Consider the following 16,073-nt stretch of genomic DNA (forward strand, 5'->3'; position numbering starts at 1 on the left):
TCCGGACCTGTCAGAAACGTTGACCTGCTAAAAGGCGATCACGGCCTTGATAAGCCCCGACTTCTGATATGCCCAACGAGGAATATCGCGCGGGCTGTCCTGAACGGTGGTGTGGTGCGTTATGAGCTTGCCTACGGGTATGGCGCCATCGTGCATTGCCGTCATGACGTGGTCGAAGTCGACGCGAAGCGCGTTGCGGCTGCCGATCATCATCATCTCGCGTTTGTGAAATTCGGGGTCGGAGAAGCTGATCTCGTCCTTGACGACGCTTACCATTATCAAGGCGCCGCCATGGGCCACGTAACCGAACGCGGCTTGGATCGAGGCCTTGCTGCCGGTCGCATCGAAGACGAGGTCAAAACAATCACCACCGGTTCGCTCCCGCACCAGATCGACAGGTGAAACCGAAGCACTGTCGATGACGGGAAACCCGAGTTGGCTTTCGGCGAAGTCGAGCCGTTCCCTGCTGGTGTCCATGATCGTCACCGCCTGGCCAGCAATGCGCGCAAACAGTGCCGTACCCAGTCCGATAGGCCCGGCGCCGATGACCAGCGTACGTGCGCCCTCAGCAAGCCTGGAGCGTCTCACGGCATGAGCGCCGATCGCCAGGAACTCGACAGCAGCCGCGTGAACGAGCGGCAGCCCTGCGACCGGGTAGAGGTTGCCGGCAGGCACCAGCAATTCCTCACACATGCCGCCGTCGCGATGAACGCCCAACACCTCGATCGATACGCAGCAATTCGGCTTGCCGTGACGGCACGCAATGCATTTGCCGCAGGCAAAATAGGGATTTACGACGACCCGCTCACCGACCTCGATGGTGACGCCTTCGCCTACCGCGGTCACGGTGCCAGCGAGTTCATGCCCCATGATACGTGGATAGGCCAGGTAGGGATGCTTGCCCTCAAAAATGTGGTAATCGGTGCCACAGATGCCGACATGGCTGACGCTGACCAGCACCCATCCGGCGCCAGGCGGGCCGGGCGCCGGGCGATCCTCGAAGATCAATTCGCCAGGCTTTCGGCATACGAGCGCTTTCATGCGAATTATCTTCCTGAAATGATCCAAAAAGAACCCGGCGGCGGGAGATCACCGCCGGGCCAAGGTGTGGAGCCTATTCGAAGTCTTTGACGTTCTGCAGCGTCACCAGTCCTGCACCGGTATCCACATTGGCTTCGACGGGTTCCCCGCGGATCGCCTTGACGACGGTATCGATGCCAAGCTCGCCCATTTTTGCCGGAAATTGCGCAACGCTGGCATCTTCCGCTCCGGACTTGATCGCTTCGATTTCACCACAGCAGGCGTCGAAGCCGACCAGGATGATCTTGTCGTTGGCGATCCCCGCATTGCTGATCGACTTGACGGCTCCCGGGATTGGCGGTCCGCAGGCTGCGTAGATCGCCTTGAGATCGGGATTGGCGGTCAGGATGTCTTCGGTCACCGACGTGCCAAGTTCGAGCGTGCAATTGGTCGCGCCCTTGCCGACCACCTCGACCTTGACGTCGCCGAGGCCCTCCATCATGCCGGTGACCCGGTCGTCCAGCGCCGGCACTCCGGGGACGCCTTGCAGAATGCCGATCTTGTCGCCGCTCTTGAGCACGGTCTTCAGGTACTCTCCGGCGATCTTGCCGCCGTTGAGGTTGTTGGTCGAAACCAATGCCGTCTGGCCTTTCCAGCCAGGGATGCTGTTGTCGACCAAAACCACCTTGATGCCGGCAGCGACCGCCTTGTCGAGCGACGGCGCGACCGTAGGATCGACCGGGGTGATCGCCAGTCCCTTGACGCCTTGCGTGATCATGGACTCGATGAGCGCAATCTGGCCCTCGATGTCGGTTGCCGCCTGGCCCTGGCCGGTGACCAGTTCGACTTCAGGATGAGCGGCCGCGTATTTCTTGGCGGCATCCTCCATGGTTGAGTAGAACGGCACCGGGAATTTCGTAATCAGGCCGACCTTGATCTTGTCGGCGGCCGAAGCCGGCATCGCACACGCAACGGCGAGCGCCAGCCCAGCGAACAGTTTTCGGTTCATTGGCATTCCATTCCTCCCTTGGAATTGAGGCGGCTTCCGACGGAAGTCGCTTCAGTCATTTGCGGACCGTAACGGTCCCCAAATCTCGAACGGATCAGGCTCCAACGATCAAGGAGACCAGCTCCTGCTTGTTGTCCTTGGTCGGCACCAGTTCGCCGACCTTGCGGCCCTGGCGAAGCACCACGGCGCGATCGGCAAGCTCGACGACATGCTCCATGTTGTGGGTTATCAGGATGACGGCGTTTCCCTGGTCGCGCAGGGCAGCGACCAGGTTGAGCACTTGTCGCGATTCACGCAGCCCAAGTGCGGCGGTCGGCTCGTCCAGGATCACGACCTTGCGGGCAAATACGGTCGAACGGGCCACTGCAATGGCTTGCCTCTGTCCGCCCGACATCATGGCAACGACGGCGTCCAGCCTTGGCAAGGTGACTTTCAAATTGGCGAGCAGAATGCGCGTTTCGGCATCCATCCTGCGCTGTTGAAGAAATCGCATGCCGCGAGGAAGCCATTGCGGCCACGCCAACTCGCGACCGGCAAAGAAGTTCTGTCCCGGCGTCAGATTGTCGAACAACGCCAGATCCTGGTAGACGGTCTCGATGCCGGCGAAGCGCGCATCCGCAGGGGAGCGTATCTGCGTTGGCGCACCGTCCAGAAGGATCGCGCCGGCATCGAGTTGGTGCACCCCACTGATGCATTTGGTCAGCGTCGACTTGCCAGCGCCGTTGTCGCCAAGAAGCCCCAGGATCTCGCCGCGTCGGACCTCGATGCTGACGTCGTCCAGCGCCACAACCGAGCCGAAACGCTTGGTCGCACCGCGTACCGCAAGGACAGGATATTCCGCGGTGCCTGCATGATCGACGCTTGCAGGAACGGCACTCACGACTGTCTCCCGGCCTGCATGACGCGCACGCGCCCTTCGAGATAGTTGCGCAGCACGTCGGACTCGACCGCTATGACGATGACCACGCCGATAACGATGAGCTGGAAGAAGACGTTGACGTTGAGCAGGTTGAGCGCGTTGCGGATGACGCCGATCATGATGGCGCCGATCAAGGCATGGCCCAGATGGCCGCGGCCGCCGAGAAAACTGGCACCGCCGATGATCACCGCCGCGATCGTATCCAGTTCCAGCAGATTGCCGAACAGGGGTGAGCCGGCGTCAGTGCGGCCGGCAAGGATTACCGCACCGATGCCGGCGCACAGCCCCGAGATCACATAGACCGAAACCAGGACCCAGGAGACGGGAATGCCCATGCGCACGGCCGCGTCGGGCCGGCCGCCGACGGCATAGATCCAGCGGCCCCAGACCATCGTCTTGGCCATGACGAAAATTGCCGCGGCAACGCCCGCGACCACAAAGACCGATCCCGGCAGACCCCAGACCGCCTCGCGGCCAAGCGCGTCGATGGCATCCGGCATTCCGGGGATGGCCCGCCCGTCAGCCAGTTGGAGCGCCAACCCCTTGGCGATGCTCAATGTCGCCAGCGTGATGATGAACGGATGCGGCAACCGGCCGAAGACGTAGAAGAGCCCGTTGATGGCGCCGACCGCCGCACCGCAGCCCACCATGACCGCGATGACCACGGCGGCGGGAGCGCCGGCATGGAAGCTGAGCGCGCCGACGACCGAAGCCAGTGCCACGTTCGAGCCAACGGAGAGATCGATCCCGCGTGTCAAGATGACCAGATGCTGGCCCATCGCCACAACCGAGATGACGGCAGTCTGGGCGAGGATGTTGCTGAGGTTGCGCCCCGTCAAGAAATAGGGTGACAGAAAACTGAGAACGACAATCAGCAACGCCAGGATGACAACCGGACCAGCACTCAGCAGGGCCAAGCCGAGCGCAAGGCCGGGAACGGCGTCTTGCTTCCTTGGTGCTCGCAATGCGGCCTCGCCGACAGTGGTGCCGGTGTCTCCCGTTTCAGGCAAGTTCCCCTCCCCGCCGGGGCCTGCGTAAGCCTCGTCGTCAAAAAACTTATGCTGTATTTTAGCTTCCTCTTATCGATAAAAAACAACCGGCATCACTTGGTCAAGTTGTTTTTTATGGATAAAGTTCACGCTGGAAAGAACAAGGTGTTGCTTTGAGGTAGATCCGATGCGAACCGACACTGTCTACAAGAAGGCTTTCAACCGCGTCGCCAGTATGCTGCGCGACGGACAATTGAGCGGCGAGCTTCCTTCCGAGAATGAGCTTCGACGGCGAATGGGAGGCAGCCGCACGACTGTCCGAAAGGTCCTGAGAGAACTTGCCCAGCGCGAACTTATCGCCGAGCGCAGCGGCGTCAGGACGGCAGGCCGTGCGGTCGAGGAGAGCGATTACTATCCCGACGCCGAAACCACGTCACGGGCCAAGCACGTGGAACAGCAGTTCATGGAGTGGATGCTGCGCGGTGACACCAGACCCGGCACCAGCATCAACGAGCTCGAGCTCGCACGGCAGTTCGGTGTCGCAACCAACGGAATTCGCGAGTTCCTGATCCGCTTCAGCCGGTTTGGGCTGCTCGAAAAAAGGCCGAACACGGGTTGGCTTTTCAAGGGCTTTACGGAAGATTTCGCACTTGAGCTGTTCGAGATCCGGGTGATGTTCGAGCTGCGGTCGGCGCATCTGTTTTCACGACAGCCCGACACTTCTCCCCTGTGGGAGAAGCTGGCCGTGCTCAAGATTGCCCACACCGAACTGCTGAAGCGGATTGAAAGCCGATTTCACGACTTCTCGGGCCTCGACAACCGGTTTCATCGGCTCATAAACGAGGCTTCGCCGAACCGCTTCATCGACGATTTCTACGATATCATCAGCTTCATTTTCCACTACCACTATCAGTGGAACAAGCATGATGAAAAACAGCGCAATCAGGCGGCGATCCTGGAGCATCTCGCCTATATCGATGCGCTCGAAAGCCGTGATTCAGAGCGCATCAAACGGGCCTGCCAGGCGCATCTCGCTTCGGCAAGAGCAACGCTGATGCGTTCGCTGACCTGGACCTGACGAATGACGGAAGTTGGACGCCGTGGGGAGCCCGACGCATCCCCTCAGGAATGCGTCGAGGCAAAGTTTCAGGCGTGGCGGATTTCCGTTCCCAGCACCTTCAGGCATTCACGGATGAACGCCGCAAGCGCGGTCCAGCCTTTGGCCGAAACCATCGTCCCATCGACATAGGCATCGGTGGGAGACAGGTCGATGTAAGTGCCGCCAGCCAGCGTCACCTCCGGTTCGCAAGCCGCGAGCGCGCCGACCTTCTTGCCGCGAACGACGCCGTCGACCGCAATCAGGATCTGGACGCCATGGCAGATCGTGAAGATCGGCTTTTTGGCCTCGTGAAAATGACGCACCATCGCCTGCACGCGCTTGTCGGTGCGGATGTATTCCGGGCCACGACCGCCGGCGCAGTAGACGGCGTCGTACTGGCTCAGCTGCTTCTCGGCGTCGGAAAAGGTCTTGTTGATCAGCGCATTGTGACCGGGCTTTTCGGTGTAGGTCTGATCCCCCTCAAAATCGTGTAGCGATGTCTTGATCACGTCGCCGGCTTTCTTGTCGGGGCAGACGACATGAACAGTATGGCCGACGGCCTCCATCGCCTGCTGGTAGACGAAGATTTCATATTCCTCGGTGAATTCACCGGTCAGCATCAGTATCTTTTTGCCTGGCATGGTCTTCCTCTCGGTTTGTGGCAGGGCGAGGTGCACTTGGCGCCTCGCCAGGAGATCGCGATGGCTACTCGAACGCAGGCAGGAGCCGGTCCCGCGAATTCTCGATGTGCACACGCATGGCTTTTTCGGCGGCTTCCGGATCGCCCGCGGAGAAGGCAGCGAGAATGGCCTCGTGCTCGTCGAGCGCCTCTTCGGTCACCCGCGAGTGATACATCAAGCGGAAGATGTGGAAGTGGGTATGCTGGTGATTCAGCGTCTCGCGAATGAGCTCATTCTGGGCGAACTCGACGATCTTGTCGTGGAAGATCGCGTCCTGACGGGCGAAGTTCGAATAACGCAGGCGCTCGTCTTTCCCCACCCGCCGGGCCATGACGCCAGCTGCTTCCCGCAGCACGGTCAGGCGCTCGCTATCCAGAGTAGCGGTGGCTTTGGCCGCGGCAGCAGGTTCAAGCAGTAGGCGCAGCTCGTAGAGCTCGTCAAAGCGGCGGCGGGTGATTTGCGGGGCGGCCCGATAGCCGATCAGGTGGGTCTTCACCACCAGGCCCTCCCCCTCCAACCGGCCAAGCGCTTCGCGAATGGGCGTATGCGAGACGTTGAATTCCTTCACGAGATTGTCGACCGTGATGCGCGACCCCGGAGCAATTCTCAAAGACATCAGCTGCGCGAAGATTGCCTCGTAAACGTCGCCAGCCAGGCTGTTGGCGCGCTGGATACGGCCGGTCGGGCGGGCTTCATTTTCAGCGGTCAGGTCCGGATGCTGCATAGCTTTGCCTCTTGACAGAAGCGCTCACTAACACGATGCTCCGCGCAATTCAATCCTATATCCTATACGATTTCCTGGAGGATATCGCATGAGAATGACCCGGAGCGTCGGGGCTGGTCTCTTGGATGAAGCCAATTCTCTTGGCTCCCGAGCCGCCTTCGAAGGGTCCTGTGCATGACCTTGTTTGCAGCGGCGCGCCTGCCACGCGAGATCCTGTTTGGCAAAGGCCAGCGCCAAGTACTGCCTGCCGTTGCCGCCAAATTCGGCCGGCGCGCGTTCGTCTGCACCGACGAGCGTTTCGCGGCGACATCGCAGTTCGCCGAAATTCTTGCTGGCTTGCGCAATGCCGCGATAGAGACGCTGGTCTACGACCGAACGCTGCCCGATGTGCCTCGCGACAGCGTCGCCGCCTGCATTGCGCAGGCGAAGGATTTCAAGCCGGACATGGTGATCGGAATGGGCGGAGGCAGTTGCCTCGATATGGCCAAGAGCGCTGCACTTCTGCTCAGCCACGGCGGCGAGCTTCAGGACTACTATGGCGAGTTCAAGGTGCCCGGCCCTACCCTTCCCGTGATCGCAGTGCCGACCACGGCCGGTACAGGCTCGGAGGTGACCCCCGTCGCCGTGATCTCCGACCCGGATCGGACGTTGAAAGTGGGGATCGCCAGTCCCCATCTCATCGCCGCTGTGGCGCTTTGCGACCCGGATCTGACGGCGACATGTCCACCCTCGCTGACGGCGATCGCCGGCGCCGACGCGCTGACCCACGCAATCGAGGCCTTCACAGCGGGGAAACGCAGCGCTGATCCGAATTTGCCGCAGCAGCATGTCTTCGTCGGCAAGAGCGCTCTGACCGACCATTTCGCGCTTCTGGCCATCAGGCTGCTCGGTCGCAGTCTCGAAAATGCATATCGCGACGGATCGGATGAGCATGCGCGCGCCGACGTCATGATGGGAGCGATGGCCGCAGGCTGCGCCTTCGGCACTGCAGGAACCGCCGCGGCGCATGCGGTGCAATATCCCGTCGGAGCGCTTACCCATACTCCGCATGGTCTGGGCGTGGCCACCATGCTGCCGTATGTGATGACCTACAACCTCCCCGCCGCTGCCGCGGAGATTGCCGAAGTCGGCGCCGCTCTCGGACTTTCCCAGCAGGGCGGCGACGATGCCGATGCACTGGCGCATGCCACCATAAGAGAGGTGCGCCGGTTGTTCGGTGCCATCGGCATCACACCGACATTGGCTGAACTTGGTCTTCCGGAGGACAAGATCGACTGGACGGCCGAGCAGGCACTCGGCATCGACCGACTGATCAAGAACAATCCGCGCCCGTTCGACCTCGCCCAGATGCGACGGCTGGTCAGGGGTGCCTATGACGGCGACATGTCCGCCACCATGATGTGATCGACCAGGAGCTCATCCCATGAATATCGCCGCAGCCATATCCGACGAGGATCAGGACATGTTCGACTACGCCACGGTCTCGCACGGTCTCTACATCGGCGGGCGCTGGCAGCCTGCGTCGGAGGGCCGTGTGATCGAAGTGGTCGATCCATCAACCGAAGCCGTGATCGCGGCTGTTCCCGACGCCACGCTTGCCGACGCCGCCTCGGCCGTCGACGCAGCCGCGAAGGCAGCCGTTGGTTGGCGCGAAACCCCACCGCGCAGGCGTTCGGAAATCCTGCGGCGCTGCTTCGAACTGATGACCGAACGGGCGGAGATATTGGCTGCGCTGATCTCGCTGGAGAACGGCAAGGCGCTACGCGATGCGCGCAGTGAGGTCGCCTACGCAGCTGAGTTTTTCCGCTGGAACGCCGAGGAGGCGGTCCGCATCAGCGGCGAGTTCGGCCATGCACCCTCGGGCGCGAACCGGATCATCGTCGACTACCAGCCCATCGGCATTTGCGTGCTGATCACGCCATGGAATTTTCCGGCCGCCATGGCGACACGCAAAATCGCGCCGGCGCTGGCGGCCGGCTGCACCGTCATCCTGAAGCCCGCCAGTGAGACGCCGCTGACCGCCTATGCGCTTGCAGCGCTCTACGAGGAAGCCGGCGTGCCCCCCGGCGTCGTCAACGTCTTGACGACCTCGACCCCCGGGCCGGTGACGGCTGCCATGCTGGCCGATCCACGCGTGCGAAAACTGTCCTTCACCGGCTCGACCGGTATCGGCCGCGCGCTCCTTGCCGAAGCCGCAAAACACGTCATCTCCTGTTCGATGGAACTTGGCGGCAATGCTCCGTTCATTGTCTTCGACGACGCCGACCTGGAAGCAGCGCTCGACGGTGCGATGGTTGCCAAGATGCGCAACGCCGGCGAAGCCTGCACGGCTGCCAACAGGCTTTACGTGCAGGCCGGCATCCATGATGCCTTCGCGGATGGACTGCGCAAACGCATGGCTGCCCTCACTGTAGGTCCTGGCACAGACGCGGAAACCGAATGCGGCCCGATGATCACCAGGAAGGCCACAGACAAGATCGACCGGCTCGTCCAGGACGCGGTCGCCCGTGGTGCCAAGGTTCTGTGCGGCGGAGCGATCGCCGAGGGCAAAGGCTACTTCTACCCGCCGACGGTGCTTCGCGACGTTTCCGCTGACGCCGCGATGGTCCATGAGGAGATCTTCGGTCCGGTGGCCCCGATCATGCGCTTCGACAGCGAGGCGGACGCCATCGCGAAGGCCAACGACACCGAATACGGTCTCGCTGCCTATATCTACACGCGTGACCTGGCCCGGGGGATGCGCGTGGCATCGAAGATCGAGTCCGGGATGATCGCCCTGAACCGTGGCCTGATGTCGGACCCGGCGGCTCCTTTCGGCGGGGTCAAGCAGAGCGGACTGGGCCGCGAAGGTGGTCAAAAGCACGGCGTTGCCGAGTTCATGGAGGCGAAGTACATCGCCGTGACCCTATGAGCGGACACGCCAAAGATCCGTTTCGCATTCGCGATCATGTGGTCGAGTTCGACGACATCGTCGCCGAGATCGTGCGCAGAAGCGAGGATACCAGGACGAATGTTCCAATGGTCGCCGATGTCGCCTACGGAGATGACGCCACCGAGACCATCGACCTGTTCTTTCCCGAGGGCAAACGGGACCGCCTGCCGGTGCATATGTTCATCCACGGCGGCTATTGGCGCATGTTCTCCAAGCGTGATTATTCCTATGTCGCCGAGACCGTTACGAGCGCAGGAGCGATCGCGGTCATTGTCGACTATGCGCTGATGCCGGCAGTCAGGATGGCCAGGATCGTCGACCAGGTGCGGCGCGCCAAAAGATGGGTGCTTGACCATATCGCAGACCATGGCGGCAATCCCGGGCTGCTGACAGTTAGCGGCCATTCCGCCGGCGCGCATCTGGCAACGATGCTTTTCGACGGCGACAACCGGCCTTCCGGCATCAAAGCTGCGCTGCTGCTCGGTGGCCTCTACGACCTGAAGCCATTGCAGATGTCATTCCTTGCCGCCGAGATTGCGATCACCGATGAAGAAACCCGCCGGTTCTCGCCGATCAACCACAGCTTCGATCCATCCGTGACTGTAGAGATCTCGGTCGGCGCCGATGAAACGCCGCCCTTCCAGAGCCAGGCCGCGATCTTCACGCACCAGTTGGAAAAACAAGGGCTGGCTGTCTCGCGCACAACTCTGGCGGCGGCCAATCACATGAGCAGCGTCCGCGACCTTGGCGTGGCGGGCACCGACGCCGCGTCACTGTTGGCTCGCGTCGTGGCCGGTCGTTCCTTTTAGAGCGCGATCATGAGCCCAGTGAGCTGTCTGGGCTCGCGCCAGCGTCGGAGGTGCCATGAGTGGACCACTGTTCCACAAGATCGATTGCGTGATGCTCAAGGTGGCGGACCTGGACGCCGCCCTGGGGTTCTACTCCAAAACCCTTGGGCATCCGCTCCTCTGGCGATCGCCAGCTGCAGCCGGGCTGGGAATGCCGGGAACGGACACGGAGCTGGTCCTGCACACCGAGCTTGGTCCCGAGGTGGATCTGCTTGTGGACAGTGTCGACGCCGCGCTGGAGCGTTTTGTCGACGCGGGTGGCGCGATTATCAAGAAGCCGTTCGACATCCCGATCGGCCGTTGCGCGGTCGTGCGCGATCCGTTTGGCAATACCCTGGTGATGCTTGACCAAACCAAGGGCAGCTTCGTCACCGATGGAACCGGGCGGGTGCTGCGCGTCGAGCCGTCCTGACGGCAGAAGTCGGCGGATGCTCCGAAAAACAGCGTCGATGCCCGCTGCTTCGAGCCGACCCCTACCATCCCGAACGGCACCCTGAGCCTAGTAGCCGTAGTAGAGGCCCAGGCCGCGCTGCAGGGCCGACGCCAGATGCGCCTGCATCGCCGCCGCTGCTGCCTCCGGGTCGCGTGCCTTGCATGCCAGGATGACCTGCATGTGCTCGCGCAGGGATTGCAGCACTAGAGGCACGGTGACTTTTCTGTCCAACCGGATCAGCCGGACGTAATTGTGAAGCCGCTTGTAGGAACTGTCGATCAATGGATTGTTCAGGCTGGCTATGATGGAGTGATGCAGCAAGGTCTCGAGTTGCTCGAGGTCGGCTCTGACCTGGTCAGTGAGCCCGCTGCGCTCGATCTCTTCGATGACCGCCAGGTGCCGTCGTTCCAGTTCCGCCAGGTCCGCCTCTTCGGCGGTTTGCGCGTAAACCCCTGTCGCCGCCCGCTCCAGAATGCTGCGAAACTGGTAGGTCGACCTGGTCAGTTCGAACCCGGGCTTGACGAACTGGATGCCCGAGCGCGAATGGATGATGACGATCCCCTCCGCCTCGAGCAGCTTGAGCGCATCGCGCAGCGGCGCAACAGGGATTTGCAGCATTTCGACAAGATCGCCTTGCGACAGAAAGGCCCCCGCGGGGATCTTCCGCTCAAACAGCGTCTCGAGAATTCGCGTGTAGGCACGATCGCCAAGGCGTTGGCCCGCTGCTGCTCCGGCGGCCGCGTCGGGCTGATCTTCGTGCTGAGCCACTTTTCTTGCCTCCGCATCTGAAATATCTAAACAGGATTCTGAAACATTACCTGTCGTGCACATCCTAGAATATCGCATTGCCGGTTATCAATTCACTCGTGCCGGATATGGCTGACCGGGGCTCATCGCGCAGCGCGCAACCGGTATCCTGAGCTGTTTGGAGTTCGTCGCTCTGCACAGATCTCTTGCCCCACCTCCCAGAACGCTTGGTGAATTCGCGCACAAGCCCGGTCGACAAAGGCATTGCCCGCTGTACTGGCGTGCTGTGGGCCGTCGTTTTGTGCCTAGCCGCTTGCCTCTTTCCCAAATCTGAAATATCTAAATCGCCTTCTGACATATCAGAGACCCAGTATGCGCATCGCAGACTATCGCATTACCCGCTATCAATTCGCTCGTGACCGGACCATCGGTGACAGTCAGGTTCGCATCGATACGGCACACGTGGCCGCGCTTGAGCTCGTTGCCGAGAATGGCCTGGTCGGGCTGGGCTTTATCCAGAGCTTGTTTCACCCCCTGCCGGACCAGGCGGAGATCGTTCGGGTTTTTGACGAGGAAGCCTGGCCCGGTCTTGTCGGGCAATCGCCTTTGGCGCTTGTGCATCGGGTCCAGCGGCCTCGCGGCGGAAACCGGCGCGCCTTCGGCTTGCCTTTCGAGGAAGCCCTCCAGGTTGCGTTGTGGGATCTAGGCGCAAAGCTGGTCGGCCTGCCGTTGCACGAGCTGCTGGGAAGCCGGCGCAAGCGCGTGAAAGCCTACGCATCCGGTCTCGATTTCCACCTCAGCGACGATGAATTCCAGGCGTTCTTTGCCCATGCCGATGCCCTTGGTTACCGCGCGTTCAAGATCAAGGTGGGGCATCCCGATTTCGACCGGGATCTGTCCCGGCTGGAACTGTTGAGAAAGACAGTGCGGCCCGGCTCGTCGATCATGATTGATGCCAACGAGGCTTGGGGAGCCAAAGAGGCATCGGTAAAACTGCAGAAAATTCATAGCCTTGGCTATGATCTGCTATGGGTCGAGGACCCTATCCTGCGCCATGACTTCGACGGTCTTCGCAACCTCAAGGCGGCGACGCCCTGGACGATGATCAATTCAGGCGAATACCTCGATGCGGCCGGCAAGCGCCTGTTGATGCAGGCCGGGGCGACCGACATGCTGAATGTCCATGGGCAGGTGACAGATGTGATGCGGATCGGCTGGCTGGCAGCCGAACTTGGCGTTCCGGTGACGCTTGGCAATACGTTTCTCGAAATCGGCGTCCACATGGCCTGTGCGCTGCCCGAAGTGGAGTGGCTCGAGTACTCGTTCCAGAACTTCGATCACCTGGTCGAGCAGACAATCGAAATTCATGACGGCTGGGTTCATGCGCCCGATCGACCGGGCCATGGGCTGGTTTTGTCGGAAACTGCCCGTCTGGATTGGACGCGCCCCGAAATCCTGTCGCGCGAAGAACTTGGTGATGCGCCGGTCAACCCGCGGGTTGATGGGCGTGCCAACCTCGCGGCGAGCGCTGGATGAAGCGAAAGCTTGTTAGACAACAAAGGGAGGAATGACGTGCAGAGACTGAAGATATTGACCGCTATTGCAACCATGATGGTGGCCTCGCCCGTGCTGGCACAGGAGATCACCGTATGGGACGTCAACGTGGACGATGCCGCCCACGCGACGTACTACGATCATGCGAAGGCCGCATTCGAGGCCGCGCACCCGGGAGCAACTCTCAACCTCCTGTCTCAGCCGGACGCCGAGTACTATACGCTGCTGGGCACGGCGCTCGCTTCGAAGGCCGGCCCCGACGTCATCTGGGCCAATGGTGGCGCCCAGGCCAAGGCCCTGGTCGGCGGGCTGATCCCGCTCGACGACAAGCTGCCCGAACTGGTCTCGAAGCTCGTTGGAAAGTCGGCGTTCACCGGACCTGACGGCAAGCTGTACTTCATCCCGACGACGCTGCAGGGTCACGTCGTCTATTACAACAAGGCGCTTTACAAGGCCGCGGGGCTCGATCCGGAGAAGCCGCCGACGAGTTGGGCCGAACTGAGCAAGGTCTGCGACGCCTTCAAGGCGCAGGGTAAACCCGCCTGCTTCATGATGGCCAACAAGGAGGGCTACAACGCTGAATTCTTCCTGTCGGAAGCCGCGAACCAGTCACTGACCGCAAAGCAGCAGGCCGACTGGCTGGCGGGCAAGCTCCACTGGTCGGATCCGCCGATCAAGGCGATCCTGCAGGCCTGGGTCGATACCGCCAAGAATGGCTGGTATCAGGAGGGCGGTAACTCGCAGACCATGTTCATGGATGAGTTCGCCCTTTTCGAGCAGGGCGTCGGGGCCAACGTGATGGGTCTGCTCTCCAACGTCGCGCATTGGAAGCAGTTCGAGACCAACATGGGCGTCGACAAGGTCGGGGTCTATCCCATGCCCTCGCCGACCGTTGCCGCCGACCAGCATGAAGGTGCTCCCGGCGTTCCGCTTGATGGCGGCGTTGGCTACGGCGTGAACAAGGACTCTGCGAACATCGATCTCGCCGTCGACGCGGTGCGAATCCTCGCTTCGCCGGAAGTCCTGTCATACCTGGTCAACGACACCGGTTCGGTGCCGGCAAACACCGAAGTCAATACATCCGGCATCGACAGCCCTGGCCTCAAGCAGATCATGGGCTGGCTTGCGACCAGAGCCGTTCCGACCACGCATGCCAATTCTTCGGCGGCCGAGCTCGATGAATGGCACCACCAGAGCCAGCTTCTGTTCAACGGTGAAACCACCGTGGACCAGGCCGCGGCTGCTCTGGACAAGGTCCAGGCGGAAGCCAAGCCGCAATAGCAATCTTCCCACGGACAGGGGGCGCTACGACGCGCTCCCCGTCCCCGCATCCAGTGACGTGCCCATGAGTGCCAATTCGCTACACCAGACAGGCCAGGCCGCGCGGCCCCGTACCCGCCCAGGTCGGAGCCGCCGAGCAGAGGCGCGCGTTGCGGTGCTGTTCCTGCTTCCAGCCATCCTGCTCGTTCTGGTGTTCCGCATCTTCCCACTGTTCTGGGGGTTTGGCATCTCCCTGACCAGTGCGACTTCGACCGATCCGGGCCAGTTCATTGGCGCCGGCAACTATCTGCGCGCGCTGGACGACCCGAATTTCCGCTCCGCCATGGCCAACGCCGTCGTGGTGCTGCTATCGGTGCCGATCTTTGTGACCATCCCGATGCTGCTGGCCATCCTGATCCACCAGGGCGTGCCGGGACGCACGTTTTTCCGCTCCGTCTATTTCTTTCCCGCCATTCTCTCGAGCGTCATCATCGGTTCTATTTTCAGCGTGGTGCTGAGCTTCAATGGCAATCTGAACGCGTTGCTAAACCTCGCGGGGATCAGCGGTGTGGACTGGCTGGGGCACTCGGCGACCGCACTTCCGGTGACACTGGCGATCCAATGCTGGTCGACCTTCGGCATGGGCGTGCTGATCTTCCTTGCCGGTCTGTCGACCGTTTCCAAGGAAATGGTCGAAGCGGCACGTCTCGACGGCGCCAAGATGTGGCAGATCTGGTGGCATGTCATCATCCCGGAGCTTCGCCCGATCATCGAGTTCTCGACGGTGATCACGACCATCGGCCTGCTGACTTCGATGTTCGGCCTGATCTACGTGCTGACCGGCGGCGGGCCCGGCACGGCGACGACGGTGCCCGAATATCTGATCTGGGCGGCACAGGGCAAGCTCAACCGACCCGCCTACGCCGCGGCCATCTCGATGGTCCTGTTTGTCATGACGAGCATTCTCGCCTGGCTGCAGATTCGCATCATGTCACGCAACGCGAATATCTGAGGGGGGCGTCGTGTCAGGAGCAGGAAAACGACAGCGGCTGACCCTCAGGATCGCGGCGATCCCGATGGGGTTGCTGGCCGTGAGCTGCCTTTACCCGATCTTTTTCGCGGTCAACAACGCACTCAAGACACGTCACGATTACATGCTCGACCGCTTCGGGCTGGCCATGCAGCCCACGCTCGACAACTTCGTGCAGGCCTGGACCCGCGCGCACCTCGATGAGTACTTCCTCAATTCCGTGATTGCGACGCTCGGGGCGGTCATCCTGTTGATGGTCGTGTCTTCCATGGCCGGCTTCGCCCTCGCCTCGCTGCGCTTTCCCTATCGGCGCTTCCTGTTTGCGGTAATCCTGTCGTCGCTGATGATCCCCGTGCAGGTCGTGCTCGTGCCCTTCATGCGCACGATGCTTGCCCTCAACCTCGTCAACACGCACATCGGGCTCATCCTGTCATACACGGCATTTTTCCTGCCTTTCTCGGTCTACATGATGACGGCTTTCTACTCGGGGCTGCCGCGCGAGCTGATCGAAGCGGCGCGGATCGACGGGGCCACGCTGCTGCAGGTCTGGTGGCACGTGATGCTGCCCCTGGGGACGCCGGCATTGGTGACGCTGGCTATCCTCAACACCCTGAGCTGCTGGAACGACATTCTGATTTCCCTGCTGGTCATGCAGAAGCACCGCACCCTTATGGTGGGGATTTCCGCGCTCAAGGGCCAGTACTCGGACCAGATACCCCTGTTTACCGCCGGCATCGTCATCGCTGCGGCTCCGATCGTGGTTCTCTACATCCTGTTCCAGCGGCGAATTGTTTCGGGCATCGCCGTGGGCGCAGTGAAAGGTTAGTCG

At 61.5% G+C, this 16,073-nt stretch carries 16 protein-coding genes; 9 read left to right on the forward strand and 7 right to left on the reverse strand.

Going from position 1 to position 16,073, the window contains the following annotated elements:
* Nucleotides 1–27 precede the first annotated feature (27 nt).
* From JG743_RS26925 to JG743_RS26940, 4 genes are all read right to left on the reverse strand, one after another.
* Nucleotides 28–1,041, reverse strand: coding sequence for a zinc-binding alcohol dehydrogenase family protein (locus JG743_RS26925; protein ID WP_202294535.1), 1,014 nt, complete (start codon nt 1,039–1,041; stop codon nt 28–30).
* A gap of 73 nt (nt 1,042–1,114) precedes the next feature.
* On the reverse strand, nt 1,115–2,029 hold the full coding sequence (locus JG743_RS26930) for a sugar ABC transporter substrate-binding protein (protein ID WP_202294538.1): 915 nt from the start codon (nt 2,027–2,029) through the stop codon (nt 1,115–1,117).
* A gap of 94 nt (nt 2,030–2,123) precedes the next feature.
* Complete coding sequence (locus JG743_RS26935; protein ID WP_202294541.1) at nt 2,124–2,909, reverse strand: ATP-binding cassette domain-containing protein; 786 nt, start codon at nt 2,907–2,909, stop codon at nt 2,124–2,126.
* Nucleotides 2,906–3,958 carry an ABC transporter permease gene (locus JG743_RS26940; protein ID WP_244672920.1) on the reverse strand — a complete coding sequence of 351 codons (1,053 nt, stop codon included), beginning with the start codon at nt 3,956–3,958 and terminating at the stop codon, nt 2,906–2,908. The genes JG743_RS26935 and JG743_RS26940 overlap by 4 nt, the downstream gene beginning before the upstream one ends.
* A gap of 166 nt (nt 3,959–4,124) precedes the next feature.
* Here JG743_RS26940 and JG743_RS26945 point away from each other — a divergent pair, with 166 nt between their 5' ends.
* Complete coding sequence (locus JG743_RS26945; protein WP_202294544.1) at nt 4,125–5,015, forward strand: GntR family transcriptional regulator; 891 nt, start codon at nt 4,125–4,127, stop codon at nt 5,013–5,015.
* A gap of 68 nt (nt 5,016–5,083) precedes the next feature.
* Here the strand turns inward: JG743_RS26945 and JG743_RS26950 are convergent, their stop codons facing one another.
* Together JG743_RS26950 and JG743_RS26955 are read right to left on the reverse strand one after the other, a co-directional pair.
* Complete coding sequence (locus JG743_RS26950; protein ID WP_202294547.1) at nt 5,084–5,677, reverse strand: DJ-1/PfpI family protein; 594 nt, start codon at nt 5,675–5,677, stop codon at nt 5,084–5,086.
* 64 nt (nt 5,678–5,741) lie between these two features.
* A complete protein-coding gene (locus JG743_RS26955) occupies nt 5,742–6,440 on the reverse strand; it encodes a GntR family transcriptional regulator (protein WP_202294552.1) in 699 nt (232 codons plus the stop codon).
* Between the two features lie 174 nt (nt 6,441–6,614).
* On the opposite strand from JG743_RS26955, the gene JG743_RS26960 reads away from it, so the two are divergent.
* Genes JG743_RS26960 through JG743_RS26975 form a run of 4 tightly spaced genes read left to right on the forward strand, consistent with a single transcriptional unit; the run spans nt 6,615 to nt 10,632 of the window.
* Entirely contained in the window at nt 6,615–7,844 is a 1,230-nt protein-coding gene (locus JG743_RS26960) for an iron-containing alcohol dehydrogenase (protein WP_202294555.1), read from the forward strand.
* Nucleotides 7,845–7,902: 58 nt separating this feature from the next.
* On the forward strand, nt 7,903–9,351 hold the full coding sequence (locus JG743_RS26965) for an NAD-dependent succinate-semialdehyde dehydrogenase (protein WP_244673225.1): 1,449 nt from the start codon (nt 7,903–7,905) through the stop codon (nt 9,349–9,351).
* Nucleotides 9,348–10,181, forward strand: coding sequence for an alpha/beta hydrolase (locus JG743_RS26970; protein WP_202294561.1), 834 nt, complete (start codon nt 9,348–9,350; stop codon nt 10,179–10,181). The genes JG743_RS26965 and JG743_RS26970 overlap by 4 nt, the downstream gene beginning before the upstream one ends.
* Nucleotides 10,182–10,236: 55 nt before the next feature.
* Complete coding sequence (locus tag JG743_RS26975) at nt 10,237–10,632, forward strand: VOC family protein (protein ID WP_202294564.1); 396 nt, start codon at nt 10,237–10,239, stop codon at nt 10,630–10,632.
* A gap of 87 nt (nt 10,633–10,719) precedes the next feature.
* Here JG743_RS26975 and JG743_RS26980 read toward each other — a convergent pair whose 3' ends face one another.
* Nucleotides 10,720–11,421, reverse strand: a complete 702-nt coding sequence (locus JG743_RS26980) for a GntR family transcriptional regulator (protein ID WP_244672921.1) — start codon at nt 11,419–11,421, stop codon at nt 10,720–10,722.
* 351 nt (nt 11,422–11,772) lie between these two features.
* Between JG743_RS26980 and JG743_RS26985 the strand changes: the two genes are divergently transcribed.
* The 4 genes from JG743_RS26985 (at nt 11,773) to JG743_RS27000 (ending at nt 16,070) form a co-directional block, all read left to right on the forward strand.
* Entirely contained in the window at nt 11,773–12,936 is a 1,164-nt protein-coding gene (locus JG743_RS26985) for a mandelate racemase/muconate lactonizing enzyme family protein (protein ID WP_202294570.1), read from the forward strand.
* 36 nt (nt 12,937–12,972) lie between these two features.
* Nucleotides 12,973–14,235 (forward strand): ABC transporter substrate-binding protein, encoded by a 1,263-nt coding sequence (locus JG743_RS26990; protein WP_244672922.1) that lies wholly within the window; start codon nt 12,973–12,975, stop codon nt 14,233–14,235.
* Nucleotides 14,236–14,389: 154 nt separating this feature from the next.
* Complete coding sequence (locus JG743_RS26995) at nt 14,390–15,226, forward strand: carbohydrate ABC transporter permease (RefSeq protein WP_244672923.1); 837 nt, start codon at nt 14,390–14,392, stop codon at nt 15,224–15,226.
* Between the two features lie 10 nt (nt 15,227–15,236).
* A complete protein-coding gene (locus JG743_RS27000) occupies nt 15,237–16,070 on the forward strand; it encodes a carbohydrate ABC transporter permease (RefSeq protein ID WP_202294576.1) in 834 nt (277 codons plus the stop codon).
* Nucleotides 16,071–16,073 lie beyond the last annotated feature (3 nt).

It is taken from the genome of Mesorhizobium sp. 131-2-1 (assembly GCF_016756535.1).
Taxonomy (GTDB): Bacteria; Pseudomonadota; Alphaproteobacteria; order Rhizobiales; family Rhizobiaceae; genus Mesorhizobium.

Excerpts from the sequence above, each read along its gene's own strand:
- JG743_RS26950 (WP_202294547.1), bottom strand. The coding sequence starts at position 5,677 with ATGCCAGGCAAAAAGATACTGATGCTGACCGGTGAATTCACCGAGGAA.
- JG743_RS26925 (WP_202294535.1), bottom strand. The coding sequence starts at position 1,041 with ATGAAAGCGCTCGTATGCCGAAAGCCTGGCGAATTGATCTTCGAGGAT.
- JG743_RS26965 (WP_244673225.1), top strand. The coding sequence starts at position 7,903 with ATGTTCGACTACGCCACGGTCTCGCACGGTCTCTACATCGGCGGGCGC.
- JG743_RS26955 (WP_202294552.1), bottom strand. The coding sequence starts at position 6,440 with ATGCAGCATCCGGACCTGACCGCTGAAAATGAAGCCCGCCCGACCGGC.
- JG743_RS26945 (WP_202294544.1), top strand. The coding sequence starts at position 4,125 with ATGCGAACCGACACTGTCTACAAGAAGGCTTTCAACCGCGTCGCCAGT.
- JG743_RS26960 (WP_202294555.1), top strand. The coding sequence starts at position 6,615 with ATGACCTTGTTTGCAGCGGCGCGCCTGCCACGCGAGATCCTGTTTGGC.
- JG743_RS26985 (WP_202294570.1), top strand. The coding sequence starts at position 11,773 with ATGCGCATCGCAGACTATCGCATTACCCGCTATCAATTCGCTCGTGAC.
- JG743_RS26975 (WP_202294564.1), top strand. The coding sequence starts at position 10,237 with ATGAGTGGACCACTGTTCCACAAGATCGATTGCGTGATGCTCAAGGTG.
- JG743_RS26930 (WP_202294538.1), bottom strand. The coding sequence starts at position 2,029 with ATGAACCGAAAACTGTTCGCTGGGCTGGCGCTCGCCGTTGCGTGTGCG.
- JG743_RS26970 (WP_202294561.1), top strand. The coding sequence starts at position 9,348 with ATGAGCGGACACGCCAAAGATCCGTTTCGCATTCGCGATCATGTGGTC.